Source organism: Janthinobacterium pasteuri (assembly GCF_051380775.1).
Classification (GTDB): domain Bacteria; phylum Pseudomonadota; class Gammaproteobacteria; order Burkholderiales; family Burkholderiaceae_D; genus Janthinobacterium.
This window is the reverse complement of record NZ_JBNYXS010000013.1, coordinates 141,944-157,620: the sequence shown is the minus strand read 5'-3', so window position 1 is coordinate 157,620 and position 15,677 is coordinate 141,944. Positions and strand designations below refer to the sequence as shown.

Here is a 15,677-nt window from a genome sequence, read left to right as displayed (position 1 = left end):
TGAAGGTTTTCCACTGGGCTGGCTGCATGGAAGACTCCCGTTTGTCTGCTATGTACCGTCAGACAGCAGGGCCCCAGGAAAATTCTCGGAATTCCCCTACTTATCGGGGACAGAGCCAAAAATATCCGCAATCACCTGGACGCCAGCCCCAACGCCACCGTCGTGCTCGTGGCGCATGGCCTCGGCATCGATTTTCTGCTCGACGGCGCCATCGACAAGAATGGCACGCCGTATGACGTGGTGGTGCGCGAACTGGCCAAGCGCGGCGTGAGCTTTCGTGTTTGCAATAACACCTTGCAAGGAAGCAACATCGAGCGCCAGCGCGTGCTGCCCGAAGCCGTCATCGTGCCGTCGGGCGTGGCCGAGCTGAGCCGCTTGCAGTGGCAACAAGGGTATGCGTATATCAAGCCCTGAAGCAAACGCCGCGCCGTTGCCTGATGGCCAGCGGCGCGGCGTCAGTGAGAGCAGCCTTACTGGATCTTGGCGATCGACACTTCCGTCGATTTCACGAGGGCGATGACTTCGCTGCCCACTTTCAGGTCCAGGTCCTTGATCGAGCGCGAGGTGATCACCGAGGTGACGATACCGTGCGGCGTTTCCACGTCCACTTCCGAGACCACGGGGCCAAAGATGATTTCCTTGATCTTGCCACGAAACTGGTTACGTACATTCACTTCCGAGATAGCCATGATATTTCCTTTGTGCCCGTAAAACGCCGTGCGGCGCGACAACGCCAGAGTACGGCGCGCGCGGGATTTTGACCACGAATCGATGCGCATATCGATATGCGGAAGTGTGCCGGTTTTTCTGTTTTTATTGCGTCATCATCAGTGATGGCTGGCTCTTGCCAGTACGGTTCGCTTCGATGGCTGCCTGGAACACCTTTTCGCACAGGGTCGTCATGGTCTGAAATGGCGCATCCGTGCGCGCCGCCGGCTGTTCGCGTATCGAACTCATGAAATTGATGCAGTTATCGGTCATGTGCCCCTTCTCCAGCACCGCTTTCACGATCTCGACGCTGGCCCTGGCCAGATGGCGCGCCGTGGCGGGCGACACATTGCTGTGGACTCGGCCGCCTCTGAACTGTGCCGTCCCCGCTGCCGATGCGCTGCTGTCGGCCACTGCCGCGGCGATTTTTTTCTCCAGGGCATCTCTTTCGCTTTCGGCCTTGTCGACGGCCTGCTGGGCGGCGGCCAGGCGCGCGTCGAGCTGGGCCAATTTCAGTTGTGTGGAACTCGCCGCGTACTGCAAGGTCTTACTTTCTGCCGCTGTTTTTTTGGGATCTGCCTTGGCTGCGTCCCGCAGAGCCTGTTGTGCCTGCTCGCTTGCGCTGGCTTGGGCAATGCGCGCATCACGGACATCGTCGAGGTCGCCTTCGCGCTCGGCGAGGCGTTCCTCCGCCTTGTCAAGCTGCGCCTGGGTTGCAAGGACGCCAGCCGATGCGGCGGACTCGCCTTGTCCCGTCAGTGCCGCTTGGCGTGCCACGACCGCGCCCGTCAGCTGTTCGATGGCGAGCACGCCCATTGTCAGGTCTTGCGAGCGTTCCATCAGCAGCATGGTGTCAGCAGGGTTGATCGACTTGTTTTGCGCGTATTCACAGATACGGAACAGATGTTCTCGCATCAGGGTGATTGATTGCGAATGCAAGCCGACGCTGGCGGCATTGGCGCTCAGGGCCATTGAAATGGACGCGGCGTTTTGCCCGCTGTTAACGCCGGCGCCAGCGGCCGAGATATAGGCTTGCAGGGCATCTGGAGTCGGCTCAGCGCAGGTGTGCCCCAGGGCGTCGGCATATACGAGACGCTGCGGAGCGTCCAGATGGATGGCCTTGCCATTGAGCGGCAGATCCGTCGTGCGGTTGATGGTGTGCAGGTTGGCGCAGGCCGAGAGCAACAGCAGTACCGTGCCGCCCATAAGCAGGCGCCAGGGTGCAGGGTGAACGCCGGTCGATACGGCATGATCGGAAACGGCGGTATATATGGCGGGCATGATGCGGCTCCTTTAACGTGGATAGTTGAATTGATGGGCTGGCGGCAACGCCAGATGCTGACGCCATTGCCACCATGTTGCTAGGCTTGACGCGCGTGCGCATCCTTCACCTGAAGGAGGTGGCACCGTTAGGAGGGGGGATGAATAAGGAAGACGCCGATCCCGTCATCGCCGCCTTTTACCGGGCGGCACTGGAACCGCTGCAATGGAGCGTGGCCATGCGCGCGTTCGCCCGGCTGGCGGGCGGCGATGTGGCCTGCTGCTTCCTGAAAGCGGAAACGGGCGCGGTGCCCTCACGCGGCTATGTTACCGGGCTGGACCAGGGTGCCTGGGAGGATGGCTACCGGCGCTACTACCACGCGTTCGATCCCGGCTATGCGGTCCTCACGCGCGCGCCGCCCGGGCGCATGCATTTGATGCAGGATTATTTCAGCGAGCAGGCCGTGGCGCGCAGCGAGTATTTCCAGGATTTCTATTTGCGCGCGGGTGTGCGCTATTCGTGCAGCGGCGTCGTGCGCGACAACGGCGCGCTCACCATCCTGTCCGCGCACCGCGCCGCAGGCCAGGGCCCGTATGACGCGAACACGCGCGGCCAGCTGCAGCGCGTACTCGATCATCTGCCAAATGTGTTTCTCCTGCGCGATACGGCGCAGCAAGCCCAGGCGCATGGCGCGCTGGCCTGGGAGGCGCTCGATGCCTTGCCGCGCGCCATCTTGCTGGCCGATGCCTGCCTGCGCATGGTGTTCATGAATGTGGCGGCGCAGCGGCTGCTGGCCACCACGTCGCCGCTTGCCGCCGTGTTTACCTTGCATGGCGGTAAGGTGGCTGTGCGCATGAGCCAGTTGCAGCAGCAACTGGCGCAGCGCGTGCGGCAAGCTTGCCTCGGAACGGCGTGCCACCGTCCCGCGCCTTTGTATGCGAGCGATGCAGACGGCCGCCCGGCGCTGGAAATTGGCATCCTGCCGCTGCCCGTGCGTATCGGCCCGGCAGACGGCGATGGCGCCAGCCTGGCCATGCTGTCGTTGCGGCCGCTGTTCAGGGCAGGGATGCGGTATTGGCCCGGCGCGGCCGAGCGGCCATGCGGTTTGACGGGCGCCGAGTGGTCGCTGGCACTGGCCCTGGCCGACGGTATTGAGCCAGTCGAGTACGCGCAGCGCCAGGGCGTGCGCATCAGCACCGTGCGCAGCCAGATCCAGGCGATCCTGGCCAAGACGGGCACGCACCGCAGCAGCGAAATCGCCAGCCTGTTCAGCGCACTGGAGTGGGATGCTGGTGCGCCGGCATAAAAAAACCGGGACTTGTCCCGGTTTTTTGCTGATACGGCGCAGATTACTTCTGATAAATCTTGTCGAATTCACCACCATCGTCAAAGTGTTTCTTTTGTGCCTGTTTCCAGCCGCCAAAGACGTCATCGATGGTAAACAGGGTGATCGGCTTGAAGCTGGCCGCGTATTTCTTCGCGACGGCTGCCGAACGGGGGCGCAGGTAGTGTTTGGCGACCAGTTCCTGGCCTGGTTCCGAGTACAGGTATTGCAGGTAGGCCGTGGCTTCCTTGCGGATGCCGCGACGGTCGACGACTTTGTCGACGACGGCCACCGGTGACTCGGCCAGAATGGAGATGCTTGGATACACCACTTCAAAGTTGTCGCCGAATTCGGCGCGCACCAGTTGCACTTCATTTTCAAACGTCACCAGCACGTCGCCGATTTCACGTTGCGTGAAGGTGGTGGTGGCGCCACGGCCGCCGCCGTCGAGCACGGGCACGTTCTTGAACAGCTTGGTCACCAGCTCGCGCGCCTGGGCTTCGCTGCCGCCTTTTTTCACGGCATAGCCCCACGCTGCCAGATACGTGTAGCGGCCATTGCCCGAGGTTTTCGGGTTCGGCACGATGACCTTGATGCCGGGCTTGGCCAGATCGTCCCAATCCTTGATGTGTTTCGGGTTGCCTTTGCGCACCAGGTACACCATGGTGGAATAGAACGGCGCCGCATTGTTCGGGAATTTCTTGGCCCAGTCGGCCACCACCAGGCCGCGGTCGACGAGGATATCGATGTCATTTGCCTGGTTCATGGTCACGACGGACGCTTCCAGGCCATCGGCAACGGAGCGCGCCTGCTTGCTGGAACCGCCGTGCGACTGCTTGATGGTGATGGTTTCGCCCGTTTTGGCTTTCCAGTCAGCAACAAATGCGGGATTCACATCTTTGAACAGTTCGCGCATCACGTCGTACGAGGCGTTCAGCAAGACCACGGGTTCGGCGGCGCTGGCGGCCATCGGCAGGCTCATGGCGGCAGCCGAAGCGGCCAGGGCGCTGGCCAGGAACCAGCGGCGCGAGCGTTGGGTGAGCGTCGCTGCGTTAGTCGATACGGCGTTGGAATGGGTCATGTTGAACTCTTGTTGTGAGAATAGATAGACATAGTCTAAAATTCCGGCCGGAAAAGAAACGAATTTTTCGTAATATGCTTAGACTTGATTCCCGTTTGCGCTAAAAAACAGATATCGATTTTTGGAAACATTCGTGGGCAAGGTGCGCATCAGCACTTAGTCTGCAAGCATTGCGCCATAGGCAAAACCAGCCCGTGGCGTGCGGCAAAAAACCTGATTGCGCCGCTTGGTGTATAGTCGAATCGCACGGTACAGGGGTAAAACCGTCTGTATTGGCAACTGGAATATTTTGTGAGCGTACATGAGTCTTGACATTCGTATTGCAACATCGACCGACGCTTTCGAGGCGTGCAACGTATTACGACGCTCCATCGTCGAATGCTGCAGCCTCGATCATCGGGACGATCCGGCCATCCTGGAAGCCTGGCTGGGCAATAAAACACCGCAGATGGTGGCGTGCTGGTTTGCGTCGCCTACCAATTTTTCGCTGGTCGCAGTCGAGGCGGGCGCCGTCGTCGGCGTCGGTTTGCTGACGCGCGCCGGCAAGCTGGCCCTGTGCTATCTGCTGCCCGAGGCGCAAGGCCGGGGCGCGGGCAAGGCGCTGGTGGAACAGCTGGAAGCGCAGGCGCGCGAGTGGGGCATCAAGGCCCTGCAACTGCACAGCACGGCCAGCAGCCAGGCTTTTTTCGTCAAGCAGGGGTATGTCGAGGCGGGCAATGTGCGTTCGCCGTATGGTGTGGAAACGATTTTTTGCTGGAAACAGATCGACCCCACAGGTATCGCTAGCGGCGACCCCAAGCGCAAGCGCTTTTGCAATTGCAATTCGGCCTGACGGCCCTCCAGCACCTCAGCCCGCCCATCCGGCGGCGGGCTTTTTCCTCCCTTTAAATATTTCCCTTCAGTAACTGATCTGGATATACACGCCTTGTTGCGTGCCTTGTTGCGCGCTATCGTTTGCCTGCAGCAAGGTGCCGCCAGCAAACAATTTCAGTTCGCCGGGCGCGAACGCGAGCCAGTCTTCGTTTTGCGTCAGCGGATGCGTGGCGATGACGGCGATGCGGTCGTCCAGGTGGTTATGCTGGCGAAAGTCGATGCTGCGCTCGCAGTCGATCAGTTGCGCTACGGAAAACGGGTACTCGCGTATCACATAGTGCAAATGCGTGGAGCAGTGGGCAAACAGCAGCTCGCCATCGGAGAGGATGAAATTGAAGCTGCCGTGCGCGGCGATCTCCGTGGCGACCTCGGCGATGGCGGCGCGCAGCGCGGCGCGCGTGGGTACACCCAGGGGAAACTGCGTGCGCAAGCGGGCCAGCAAGTGGCAGAAAGCCTGTTCGCTGTCCGTGTCGCCACTGGCATGGTAATACGCATTGGCGGGCGCGCGCCACGTCTTGAGGTCGCCATTGTGGGCGAAGGACCAGGTCTTGCCCCACAGTTCGCGGGCGAACGGGTGGGTGTTTTCCGGCGCGATGCGGCCCTGCGTGGCCTTGCGGATGTGCGCGACGATGTTTTTCGCCTTCACGGGATGCTGCTGCACGGTGGCAGCCAGCGGCGAATCGATGGCGGCCAGGTGATCGGTCAGCAAAGTGCAGCCACTACTGGAATGATAAGCGATGCCCCAGCCGTCGCGGTGCTCGTCCGTGCGTCCGCCCCGTTCGGCAAAGCCGGCGAACGAAAATCCCAGCGCAGCGGGCTTGCTGCTGTTCATTGCGAGTAACTGGCACATGGCGGCGCTTCCTGATGGTATCGGTACACGCCAACAGTAAAGGCCGGGGCAGGGGGGCTGGAACGAATGTTTCCGACTATCGTTATGCGTCGGCCGTTGTTGCGTTCATATGTGCTGGACGCATATCAAATGGCGAAACCATTCGTTCTCCTTTGCCTGGCGCTGCCTTACTCTGCACACTTTGGCGTCGTCTTCCCCATGCGGGATGCCGACGCAGCCCCATGAAGGAGCACGTATGCCATTTCCCGTCCTGAAAAATTACCTGGCCCGCCTGTCGCATCAAACCCAGGCCGGCACCAGTGTCTGGCTCGACGGGGAGGGCAGGGCGCTGGGGCGCTTTTTCAACTGCACCATGACGAGCGCCTTCCAGCCGCTGCGCGAACTGGACAGCGGCAAGCTGGTGGCGTTCGAGGGCCTGGCGCGCAGCGTGTCGAAGGCGGACGAGGGCTTGTCGCTGTGGCGTTTGCTCGACCACGCGGCCAGCGACGATGAATCGGTGGAGCTGGACCGGCTGTGCCGCATGCTGCATGCGATCAATTTCTTCCGCCAGAGCGAAGCGGAGCAGTCCGACCTGTACCTGAACGTGCATGACCGCCTGCTGAGCGCCGTCAGCAGCAATCATGGCCACGCCTTCCAGCGCATCCTCGACGCGCTGGGTTTGCCCATCGAGCGCATCGTGCTGCAATTGCCTGCAGTGACGCCGAACCAGGGCTGGCTGCTCAACTACGTGGCCGACAATTACCGGCGCAACGGTTTCCGCCTGGCCGTCAACGTGGCCAGCGTGTACGAGGCAAGCGGCATGCTGGAACGCTTGCACCCGCATGCGTTCAAGCTCGATGCGGGCAATCTCAGCGACGAGCAGGCCGTCGCCAGCTTTGTCACCGTGTGCCATGCGGCGAACATTCGCGTCATCTTCAAGCGCCTCGACACGCCGGCTGCGCTGGCCGCGCTGCAGCGCGTCGCCGCCATCACGGGCTTGCCCATCGTGGCGCAGGGTTATTTACTGGACAAACCCCTGACGGCGCTGGTGCAGGCAAACCGGGACCTCGCGGCCAGCGCGGCCGCCGCGTAGGGCGCCAGATGCTGAAATGAGGGCGACACGATAGGCATTGAGGGTTTTTCTTCGCAGCACAATACGCTATAGTATTCGCATCGTTAAATTGGACTGACTATGGCATCGCGCAGAAATTTTCTACATCACGGTATGGGCCTGGCTGCGCTGGGCCTGGTAGCCACCCCGCTCATCGGCTGCGCCTCGCGCACGGCCGCTCCCGCCTCGGCTTCGGCCAGCGCCAGGCCGCGCGCGCCGCGCACAGGCGTGCCGCCCCAGCCGACGCAACTGGCCAGCGTCGACCGCTCGATCACGTCGCAGTCGCGCCAGGCCATCACGGAGATGGAACCGCCTCCCGACATCTTCGATGCGCAGGCGCTGGACCTGGAATTCTGGCTCAAGCCCCGCACCCTGGAAGTGGTGCGCCCGGCCAGCAATGAAAAGGCCAGGCTGCTGTACTGGAAAGATGGCGAGGTCATCGATTCGGCCTACCAGGAACTGTGCCACTTGCTGCGCGACGTGAACGGCAAGAAGACGGCGCCCATCGATCCGAAACTGCTGGAAACCCTGTGGGGCACGCAAGCATTCGTGGCTCGCTACGGCATCGAGCAGCCGCTGGAGATCCTGTCGGGCTACCGCACGGCCGAGTCGAACAGCCGTCTGCGCGAAGCGGGCGTGCCGGCCGCGCGCCAGTCGCTGCACATCTCGGGCCGCGCCGCCGATATCCGCGTGGCCAACCTGAACGCGGAAGTGCTCGGTTCGCTGGTGCGCAGCTTCAAACAGGGCGGCGTGGGCTTCTATTACCGCTCCGGCCCGCGTGGCGGCTGGATCCATGCGGATACGGGCTTGCAGCGCACCTGGAAGGGGTAAGTACCCACGCCAGGCAGGTGCTATACAGCCGCCGTCGCGGTACGGTAGTCGATGAGGCATCTTGACTTCGGTCATTGCCGATTTGACCGCCGGCGCGCCAAAAAGTGCCACCCTTTTCCACTCCATGAAACTCTCCAGCCATAACATCGAACTGTTTCTGGCCGTCGTCGACGGCGGCTCGTTCTCGGCCGCCGCGCGCGCCCTGCGGCGGGCGCCGTCGGCCGTCAGCATGGCGATCGCCAATATCGAGGCGGAACTGGGCATCGCCCTGTTCGACCGTGGCGCGCGCGAAGCCGTGCCCACGCCCGCCGCGATGGCGCTGATTCCGCACGCGCGCCTGATCGCCGAGCAGTTGAAGCAGTTGCACCTGCACGTGCAGGAATTGTCGCAGGGATTGGAAAGCCGCATTTCGCTGGGCATCGCGGCCGAGCTCGACCATACGCCGTTCCTGGCCGCCGTGCGCGCGCTGTCGCAGCGTCATCCGCTGCTCGACATCGAGGTGCTGACGGCGCCGCAGGACGATGTGCTCGACATGCTGCACCGGGGCCGCATCAGCGCCTGCATGGCCTTCGCTGGCGGACGCATCAATCACGAGGAACAGTTTCAGCTGGTGGGCAGTGATGCCTTGCTGGCGATCATTTCCACCCAGCATCCGCCTAGTGCGGCGGGCCGGCCCCTGTATATCGAGGAATTGGTGAATTTGCGCCAGATCATCGTGGCCAGTCGCGAACTGGACCTGGCCGATGCGCGCCCCGTGGTGGGCTTGTCCTACTGGCGCACGGACAGTTTGCCGATGGCGCTGGCGATGGTGGAGGCCGGATTGGGCTGGGGCAACTTTGCCGCTTCGGCCATCGCCCACTCGCTGGCGGCGGGGCGGGTGCGCCGCGTGGCATTCAAGAATACGGGCAATGGCCTGGTCGTGCCCATCCACCTGGTGTGGATGAAGGACCGGCCGCTGGGCATGGCGGCACGGTCCTTTCTTCAGTTGCTGAGCGAGGTGCCGGCAGCGGCGCCCTGAAGTCCGGTCGCTTCTTCCTTCGGCTGCTGTGCCGACAGGGGCACGCCGAACAGGCCATCGAAGAAATAGTTGAAGATGAAGCTGTAGCACGGGATGATCAGCATCAGGGCGAAGTCCAGCACGAAGGCTTGCCACAGGCTGATGTTGAGCCAGCAGGCGATCAGCGGGATCAGGTAGATGACCAGCGTGATCTGGAAGCCGATCGCATGCAGGATGCGGCGCCAGACGGTGCGCGTGCGCGACACCTGGCGGATTTCCCAGTATTCGAAAGCCGTGTTGTAGAGCAGGTTCCAGATCACGGCGATGCTGGTGATCATGATCGCCAGCGGGCCCGTGCTGGTGGGCGATTCGCCCGAAAGCAGGGTCAGCCAGGCCGTGGAAATGGCCATGCCGATGATTTCAAAGGCGGTGACGTAGACGATTTTGCGTTTGATGCCTTGCATGTAAAGCCTGTAAAGAAGAGATGGCGGCTATTTTAAGTCAGGCGTGCTGATGTTAAAAGTTGATAGCAATCAGTTTTTCTGATGAATATGCGCCGGCAATACCATGCTGGCCGTGAACGGTGGATAATGGCGGCTGGCGGGCAACCTGTCCCGCCGCATCACCGCAGAAGAGGTCAACGAGCATGCAAGGCGCAGCAGACAGCAACATCCCCGACACCCCCGCCAGCGCGGACGAACGTCCCCGTTTTCGCCCCTGTCCATGGGAGCACCTGGAAACGCCGTACGACGTGGAAGTGTGGATCGAGGAACATAACCGCAGCATGCAGGACAATATCCGTGCCACGGAAACGGGCGTGGGTATCTGTTTTACCCTGGCCGAAGGGGGCGACATTTATATGCAGACCAGCGCCGACGGTGCCGTCGTGCTGGACGTGACGCCGGACGCGGCCTGGGTCTCGCCACTCATCAGTGCGGCGACGGGCTGCGAGGCGCCGGACTCGTCGTTGTGGATCTTGCCTGACGATAAGCTGATTCAGCTGATCGTGGGTCTGTCCAGCCTGGTGGCCAGCACCTTGCTGGTGGTAGGCCATGATTTCGGCTTGCGCCGGCGCAGCATGGGCCGCTGAACCGTGCGCACGGCAGTGGGGGCGGGCGGCCGTGCCCCTTGTCCGGCCCCGGTTTGCGCTGTATGATGCGGGCGTTGCAAAATATGCCATGCCCGCGCCTGGCATGCCTTCCGTTGTACATTCCGATGAAAAGCCTGCGATGCATAATGACAAGCTGGACCTCCGCAACATCAGCCTGGTGTGCGTGGAAACGCGTTATCCCGAACTGGCCAGGTTTGCCATCGAGCGCTGCCTGGCCGGCGCCGATTTCAAGGAATGCCTGCTGTTCACTTCCCGCCTGCATGACTTGCCCCCGCATATACGCCAGGTGCTGATCGCCCCCATCGAGAGCGTGGAAGCGTATTCGGCGTTCATGGTGCATGAGCTGGGCGCCCATTTCAGCGGCACGCATGTGCTCATCATGCAGTGGGACAGTTTCATCGTGGATGCGCGTCAATGGCAAGGCGCTTTCCTGGACTGTGATTACATAGGCGCACCGTGGTCGCATCGCCCGGTGGCCGTCGGCAATGGCGGCTTTTCGCTGCGATCGCGGCGCCTGTACGAGGTCTTGCCACAGCTTGCCATCACGCAAGCCCATCCCGAGGACTACGCGATCTGTGAGCTGCATGGCGAGCAGTTGTGCGCGGATTTTGGCGTGCGCTTTGCCGATGCCAGCCTGGCCTCCAGCTTTGCCTTCGAATGTGTTGCACCCACCGGTCCCACGTTCGGCTTCCATGGTTTTTTCAACTTTGGCCGGGTGCTGGACGACGTGGCATTGCGCGACTACCTGCTCCTGTGCGACGATGCCATCATGCATGCATCCGCCGTGCGCAGGCTGGTCAAGCAGCTGTATGGTTCCGGCCGCTACCGGATGGCGGCACACGTATTGCGCCGGCGCCTCAACGGCGGCGCCGCCATGTTCGCCGATGCCTGCCTGCTTGCCTTGCGCGCCGGCTGGCATGCGCTCACGCGTGGCCGCTCGCGCGCCGCTGTGCTGCCGGCGCAGCTGTCCTGACGGTGGTGCGGCGCGAGTCGCGCTTGTGGTGAAAGTGCTATACCGGCATGCATCGCTCGACAGCGCGCATCGCGCATGCTAGTCTCGGTATTGCACCCACCTGTTTGCTAGGGCGGCAGTGCCAAGGACAGCCATGGATACATCACCGCAAGCGGTACCTGATCCGGATTCCTCACCGCGCTGCCACCACGGCGTGCCGCAGCATGCCGCGTCCCTGCTTGACGATGGCGTCTTCAGCCCGGAACGGGTGAAGGCCGAACGCGAGCAAGCCTATTTCAACGATTTATACCTGCTGGCGCCCGTCGCCTATTTCGTGCTGGGCCTCGATGGCTTGATTCTGCAAGTCAACCTGGTGGCGGCCGAGCTGTTCGGCCTGCCGCGTGAACGGCCCGGCCACGTGCTGTTCCACTCCTATGTCCACGAGGCCTTCCTCCACGATTACGAGCAGTTCGTGCAGCGCGTGCTCAATAGCAGCGAGCCCGAGCGTATCCAGCTGCAGGTGCGGCGGCGTCCCGGCGCGCGCGAGGCCGGCTTGCCCGTCAGCCTGCTGGGCAGCGCCGACCCGAACGGCCAGGCGCTGCGTCTGGTGCTGGAGCAGGCCGAGGGCAAGCTGGCGGCGCTTGAACGCAGCGAAGAACGCTTCCGGCGCATCGTGCACACCGCCGAGGAGGGAATCTGGGAAATCGATGCGCAGGCGCTGACCAGTTTTGTCAATCCGAAGATGGCGCAGATGCTGGGCTGCCAGATCGAGGATATGCTGGGCCAGCCGCTGGCGGCTTTCATGGATGACGAGGGACGCGCCATCCTTGAACGCAACATTGGGCGGCGCCAGGATGGTATTGCCGAACGCCACGAATTCAAGTTCCTGCAGCGTGACGGCAGCACCCTGTGGGCCACGCTGGCCACCAATCCCATCTTCGACTCCGGCGGCACCTACTTGGGCGCGCTGGCGCTGGTCAGCGACATCACGGCGCAGCGCGCCGCGTCCGAGCGCATCTGGCGGCAAGCCAATTTCGACCAGCTGACGGACTTGCCGAACCGCCACATGTTTCTCGACCGCCTGCAGCACGAGGCGGCCCACGCCAAACGCGAGGGCGCTTGCCTGGCCCTGCTGTTCATCGACCTCGACCATTTCAAGCAGGTGAATGACCGCCTGGGCCACGAGAAGGGTGACATGCTGCTGCGCCAGGCGGCGCGGCGCATCGGCGAACGCGTGCGCGCCACCGATACCGTCGCGCGCCTGGGCGGCGACGAGTTCACCGTGATCCTGGCCGGCGTGGGGCAGCTAGGCGGTATCGAGCGCGTGCTGCAGGAATTGACGGCGGCGCTGGCGCAGCCTTTCATGCTCGACGGCGACACGGCGCAAGTGTCGGCCAGCGTGGGCGTTGCCCTGTATCCGGCCGATGCCGAGGCACTGGACACCTTGCTGCGACATGCGGACCAGGCCATGTATGCGGCCAAGAGTGCGGGGCGCAACGGCTACAGCTATTTCACGCCGGCCTTGCAGCAGGCGGCCGAATTGCGCCGCCATACGGTGCGCGAGATGCGCCTGGCACTAGCGCAGGACCAGTTTGAAGTGCATTACCAGCCCATCATCCGCCTGTGCGATGGCAGCATCGAGCGGGCCGAGGCGCTGCTGCGCTGGCGTCATCCGCTGCGTGGCTTGCTGCTGCCCGCCGATTTCATCGCCTTTGCCGAGGCGAACGGTTTGATCATCGATATCGGCGAGTGGGTGTTTCGCGAGGTCGTGCGCCAGGCGCGGAAGTGGCAAGACGAGCATGGCGCCGCGTTCCAGATCACCATTAACAAGTCGGCCGTGGAATTTCGCTGCGACGCCGCGCTGTACCAGGATTGGGGCGCGCATCTGGCACGCCAGGGCCTGGCGCCGGGCGCCATCGTTATTGAAGCAACAGAAGCGGTGCTGCTCGACGAGGCGCGCCAGGTGGTCGAGCGCCTGCGCCAGTTCCGCGCCATGGGCCTGGCGCTGGCGCTCGACGATTTCGGCCGCGGCCAGGTGTCGCTCGCGTGCCTGAAAACGGCCGATATCGACTTTCTCAAGATTGACCGTTCGCTGGTGGGCGAGCTGGGACGCGATGATGCGGGGCCGGGCCTGTGCGTGGCGCTCATTGCGCTGGCGCAGCGGCTGGGCCTGAAAGTCGTGGCCGAAGGTGTGGAGACGGCATCGCAGCGCGATCTGCTGCGCGCTGCCGGCTGCGATTATGCGCAGGGGTATTTCTTTTCCCGCGCGTTGCCGGCAGGGCAGATGGACCGCCTGCTGGCGGCTCAGCCGGCTGCCTGAATGGTCGCCTGCGCCGGCCCGTCGCCTTCCATCAGCTGTTCCACGGCAGACAGGGTCTCGGCGGCGCTGACCTTGGCCAGCGTCAGGCCTGGTGCCAGGATGACGCGGTAATGGCGGCTGGCCGGATAAAACCAGCGATAGTTGTCGGTGCGGATGTAGTAGCCGACGATTTTCTTGTCATACGCCGAGGCGATGTGGATCACCGAGGTGTCGGGCGAGAGTATCAGTTCGCAGCGGCGTATCAGGGCCGCCAGCGCCAGGATGTGGCCGGTGGGTGGCGCGACCATCACGTTGGCATGGCCGGCACCGTCCACGATCTCGGCAGCGCGCGCCTCGGTGCCCGGTGCGGCGATCACCAGCAGCGCATGGCGCGGATAGCGGGCCGCCAGGGCGGCGCAGCAGCGCTGGGCATCGGCCACGCTGACCGTGCGTTGCGCATTGCTGCCCTGGAAATTGATGCAGAACAATCCTTCATAGGTACGCAGCAGGGTGTCGCAGGCGGGGTCGACCTGTGCCGCGTGCGCATCCACGCCGAACAGTTCATAGCGCAGGTCGATGTCGCGCAGGGAAAAGGCGTCAAACGTGGCGAAAAAGCTGTGCAGGATGTGGCGGCTGCGGTCGCAGGGTACGGTATGGTCGAACATGCCCAGATTGGCTGTCGAAGTGCCGTATTTGGGAATGGCAAAGCCCGTCAAATAGCGCGCACCCAGCCATTTGATGCGCAGCAGCAAGGGAATCGAAAAGCGGTTGTAGGGGTTGAAAATGACATCGTAGCGCCGCCGGCGCAGCTCGGCGATGGTGGTGCGCAAGTCGCGCAGCAGCGGCTGCTTGTCCCAGATGAGGATGTCGCTCACATGCGGATTGTCGGCGATAATGTCACGGTTGGCGCTGCTGGCTGCCACGTCGATCTGCCAGTGCGGATAGTTCTTTTTCAGCTCGCGCAGCAGGGCCGAGGTGACGACCATGTCGCCGATTTTGTCGTTGCGCAAAATCAATACCTTGCGCACGCGGGCGATATCGAGGGGCTGCTTGTCGGATTTGCCCAGCAGGGCGTAACTGATCAGCCGGGCGGCGGTTTTTATCAAGGGAACTCCGGAAGTGGATGACGGGATGCGCTGGCATATTGGTGAATCAGCAAGCGACAGCAGCATCTTACGTATTTCCACCGTCCTGAGCTAGGGGGCGTGCCGCATTATTGCTGTGCGCGCCAAGGCGGCGCACGCGGGAGGGCTTATTCCAGGCCCAGCAGGGCGACGACCCGCTCGCGGCTGATGCCGACGAGCGCCGAACTGATCGCCAGCAGCGATTCATAGCCGGGCTGGCTGGCCTTTTGCGTGAAGTTTTCGGCCAGCGTATCCATGCTGACGCTCACTTGCACCGGTTGTGCGCGGGCGACCCGTCCCGTGGCTTGCGCCAGGGCCACGCTGACGGAACTGCGCGCCGCCTGCAACCGGGCCAGCGCCTGCACTACTTGCTGCAGGGTGGCGCGCAGGGCTTCCATGTCGACGGTATGCCATTCTTCGGGGGTGATGGCGGCCGGTTCCGCATCCGTGCGCACGCGGCTCATCTGGCCGGTCGGGTAGCGGATACCGCTGCCGCGCACCGAGAGGCTGTCGCGCACGTTGGCCCAGGCCGCTTCCGACGTGCTGAACACCAGTTCGCCATTCTCGCCCAGTTTGACACCGATGCCGGACGGCATCAGTGCACGGTCGAAGCGCGACACGATTTCATTCTCGCTCAGGCCAGGTTCGATATTTACCGAGCGCAAGGCTTGGTTCGCGCCGCCGACGGAAAAGGCCAGCACTTCCTGCGGGCCTTCCTGCAGACTGGCCATGGTCAGGCCACGGATGCTGAAGTTCTGCTGTGACGCCTGCGGGCTGGTATAGTTGAGCTGTGCGTCGAGCGTGCCGCCTGAGGCGCTGGCGCGCTGGCGCCAGGTATTGCTGAACTGGCGCACGCGCGCTTCGACTTGCCCTTCGCGACCCTGGCGCGCGGCCAGCTTGGCCGCCAGCTCGCTTTTCAGCGCTTGAAGCTGACTGCTGCTGCGTTCCAGGTAATCGAGCGTTTGCTGTGCATTGGAAATTTCTCCCTGCAGCTGGTGATCCCAGTTGCTCAGGCCACGCTGCAGACTCGCCGTCGAAGCCCTCGCCGCCGGCGCCTCGCTGCGCGCGCTGGCGCTGCCGTTGATGGCGGCGGACGCGTCATCGACGACGCGGGCTGTGCCGGCGCCTTTGGCATTGACGCCGGAAGAGGAGGAGGTCTGAACGATTTGCATGGTG

General features: G+C 63.0%; 17 protein-coding genes. 9 read left to right on the top strand and 8 right to left on the bottom strand.

All coding sequences use genetic code 11. The features are described 5' to 3' along the window. Nucleotides 1-162 precede the first annotated feature (162 nt). Nucleotides 163-414, top strand: coding sequence for a DsrE family protein (locus tag ACQ4WN_RS15170; RefSeq protein ID WP_436552291.1), 252 nt, complete (start codon nucleotides 163-165; stop codon nucleotides 412-414). A 56-nt stretch (nucleotides 415-470) separates the two neighbouring features. Here the strand turns inward: ACQ4WN_RS15170 and ACQ4WN_RS15165 are convergent, their stop codons facing one another. Continuing rightward, nucleotides 471-689, bottom strand: a complete 219-nt coding sequence (locus ACQ4WN_RS15165) for a TOBE domain-containing protein (RefSeq protein ID WP_034757699.1) — start codon at nucleotides 687-689, stop codon at nucleotides 471-473. Between the two features lie 124 nt (nucleotides 690-813). Beyond that, on the bottom strand, nucleotides 814-1,989 hold the full coding sequence (locus tag ACQ4WN_RS15160; RefSeq protein WP_436552290.1) for a hypothetical protein: 1,176 nt from the start codon (nucleotides 1,987-1,989) through the stop codon (nucleotides 814-816). Between the two features lie 140 nt (nucleotides 1,990-2,129). On the opposite strand from ACQ4WN_RS15160, the gene ACQ4WN_RS15155 reads away from it, so the two are divergent. Next, nucleotides 2,130-3,275: a helix-turn-helix transcriptional regulator gene (locus ACQ4WN_RS15155; protein ID WP_436552289.1), complete on the top strand. Its 1,146-nt coding sequence runs from the start codon at nucleotides 2,130-2,132 to the stop codon at nucleotides 3,273-3,275. A gap of 43 nt (nucleotides 3,276-3,318) precedes the next feature. Here ACQ4WN_RS15155 and ACQ4WN_RS15150 read toward each other — a convergent pair whose 3' ends face one another. Beyond that, complete coding sequence (locus ACQ4WN_RS15150) at nucleotides 3,319-4,374, bottom strand: sulfate ABC transporter substrate-binding protein (protein ID WP_436552288.1); 1,056 nt, start codon at nucleotides 4,372-4,374, stop codon at nucleotides 3,319-3,321. A gap of 301 nt (nucleotides 4,375-4,675) precedes the next feature. On the opposite strand from ACQ4WN_RS15150, the gene ACQ4WN_RS15145 reads away from it, so the two are divergent. Beyond that, nucleotides 4,676-5,206, top strand: a complete 531-nt coding sequence (locus ACQ4WN_RS15145) for a GNAT family N-acetyltransferase (RefSeq protein WP_436552287.1) — start codon at nucleotides 4,676-4,678, stop codon at nucleotides 5,204-5,206. Between the two features lie 66 nt (nucleotides 5,207-5,272). On the opposite strand, the gene ACQ4WN_RS15140 is transcribed toward ACQ4WN_RS15145, so the two are convergent. Next, nucleotides 5,273-6,097, bottom strand: coding sequence for a class II glutamine amidotransferase (locus tag ACQ4WN_RS15140; protein WP_436552286.1), 825 nt, complete (start codon nucleotides 6,095-6,097; stop codon nucleotides 5,273-5,275). A gap of 235 nt (nucleotides 6,098-6,332) precedes the next feature. Here ACQ4WN_RS15140 and ACQ4WN_RS15135 point away from each other — a divergent pair, with 235 nt between their 5' ends. From ACQ4WN_RS15135 to ACQ4WN_RS15125, 3 genes are all read left to right on the top strand, one after another. Beyond that, nucleotides 6,333-7,169, top strand: coding sequence for an EAL domain-containing protein (locus tag ACQ4WN_RS15135; protein ID WP_436552285.1), 837 nt, complete (start codon nucleotides 6,333-6,335; stop codon nucleotides 7,167-7,169). Nucleotides 7,170-7,268: 99 nt separating this feature from the next. Next, a complete protein-coding gene (locus ACQ4WN_RS15130) occupies nucleotides 7,269-8,018 on the top strand; it encodes a YcbK family protein (RefSeq protein WP_436552284.1) in 750 nt (249 codons plus the stop codon). Nucleotides 8,019-8,079: 61 nt separating this feature from the next. After that, nucleotides 8,080-9,036 carry a LysR family transcriptional regulator gene (locus ACQ4WN_RS15125; protein ID WP_436552283.1) on the top strand — a complete coding sequence of 319 codons (957 nt, stop codon included), beginning with the start codon at nucleotides 8,080-8,082 and terminating at the stop codon, nucleotides 9,034-9,036. Here the strand turns inward: ACQ4WN_RS15125 and ACQ4WN_RS15120 are convergent. Beyond that, a complete protein-coding gene (locus tag ACQ4WN_RS15120; RefSeq protein ID WP_436552282.1) occupies nucleotides 9,000-9,479 on the bottom strand; it encodes a PACE efflux transporter in 480 nt (159 codons plus the stop codon). The two genes, ACQ4WN_RS15125 and ACQ4WN_RS15120, sit on opposite strands and share 37 nt — an antisense overlap. 52 nt (nucleotides 9,480-9,531) lie before the next feature. After that, nucleotides 9,532-9,663, bottom strand: a complete 132-nt coding sequence (locus ACQ4WN_RS15115) for a hypothetical protein (RefSeq protein WP_436552281.1) — start codon at nucleotides 9,661-9,663, stop codon at nucleotides 9,532-9,534. Between ACQ4WN_RS15115 and ACQ4WN_RS15110 the strand changes: the two genes are divergently transcribed. The 3 genes from ACQ4WN_RS15110 to ACQ4WN_RS15100 all read left to right on the top strand — a co-directional run bounded on the left by ACQ4WN_RS15110 (nucleotide 9,662) and on the right by ACQ4WN_RS15100 (nucleotide 13,398). Continuing rightward, nucleotides 9,662-10,105 (top strand): hypothetical protein, encoded by a 444-nt coding sequence (locus ACQ4WN_RS15110; RefSeq protein ID WP_436552280.1) that lies wholly within the window; start codon nucleotides 9,662-9,664, stop codon nucleotides 10,103-10,105. The two genes, ACQ4WN_RS15115 and ACQ4WN_RS15110, sit on opposite strands and share 2 nt — an antisense overlap. 139 nt (nucleotides 10,106-10,244) lie before the next feature. Continuing rightward, nucleotides 10,245-11,099: a DUF5672 family protein gene (locus tag ACQ4WN_RS15105; protein ID WP_436552279.1), complete on the top strand. Its 855-nt coding sequence runs from the start codon at nucleotides 10,245-10,247 to the stop codon at nucleotides 11,097-11,099. A 133-nt stretch (nucleotides 11,100-11,232) separates the two neighbouring features. Continuing rightward, on the top strand, nucleotides 11,233-13,398 hold the full coding sequence (locus ACQ4WN_RS15100) for a putative bifunctional diguanylate cyclase/phosphodiesterase (protein ID WP_436552278.1): 2,166 nt from the start codon (nucleotides 11,233-11,235) through the stop codon (nucleotides 13,396-13,398). Here ACQ4WN_RS15100 and ACQ4WN_RS15095 read toward each other — a convergent pair. Then, entirely contained in the window at nucleotides 13,383-14,483 is a 1,101-nt protein-coding gene (locus ACQ4WN_RS15095) for a glycosyltransferase family 9 protein (RefSeq protein ID WP_436552277.1), read from the bottom strand. The two genes, ACQ4WN_RS15100 and ACQ4WN_RS15095, sit on opposite strands and share 16 nt — an antisense overlap. A 146-nt stretch (nucleotides 14,484-14,629) precedes the next feature. Continuing rightward, nucleotides 14,630-15,673: a hypothetical protein gene (locus tag ACQ4WN_RS15090; RefSeq protein WP_436552276.1), complete on the bottom strand. Its 1,044-nt coding sequence runs from the start codon at nucleotides 15,671-15,673 to the stop codon at nucleotides 14,630-14,632. Between the last annotated feature and the right edge of the window lie 4 nt (nucleotides 15,674-15,677).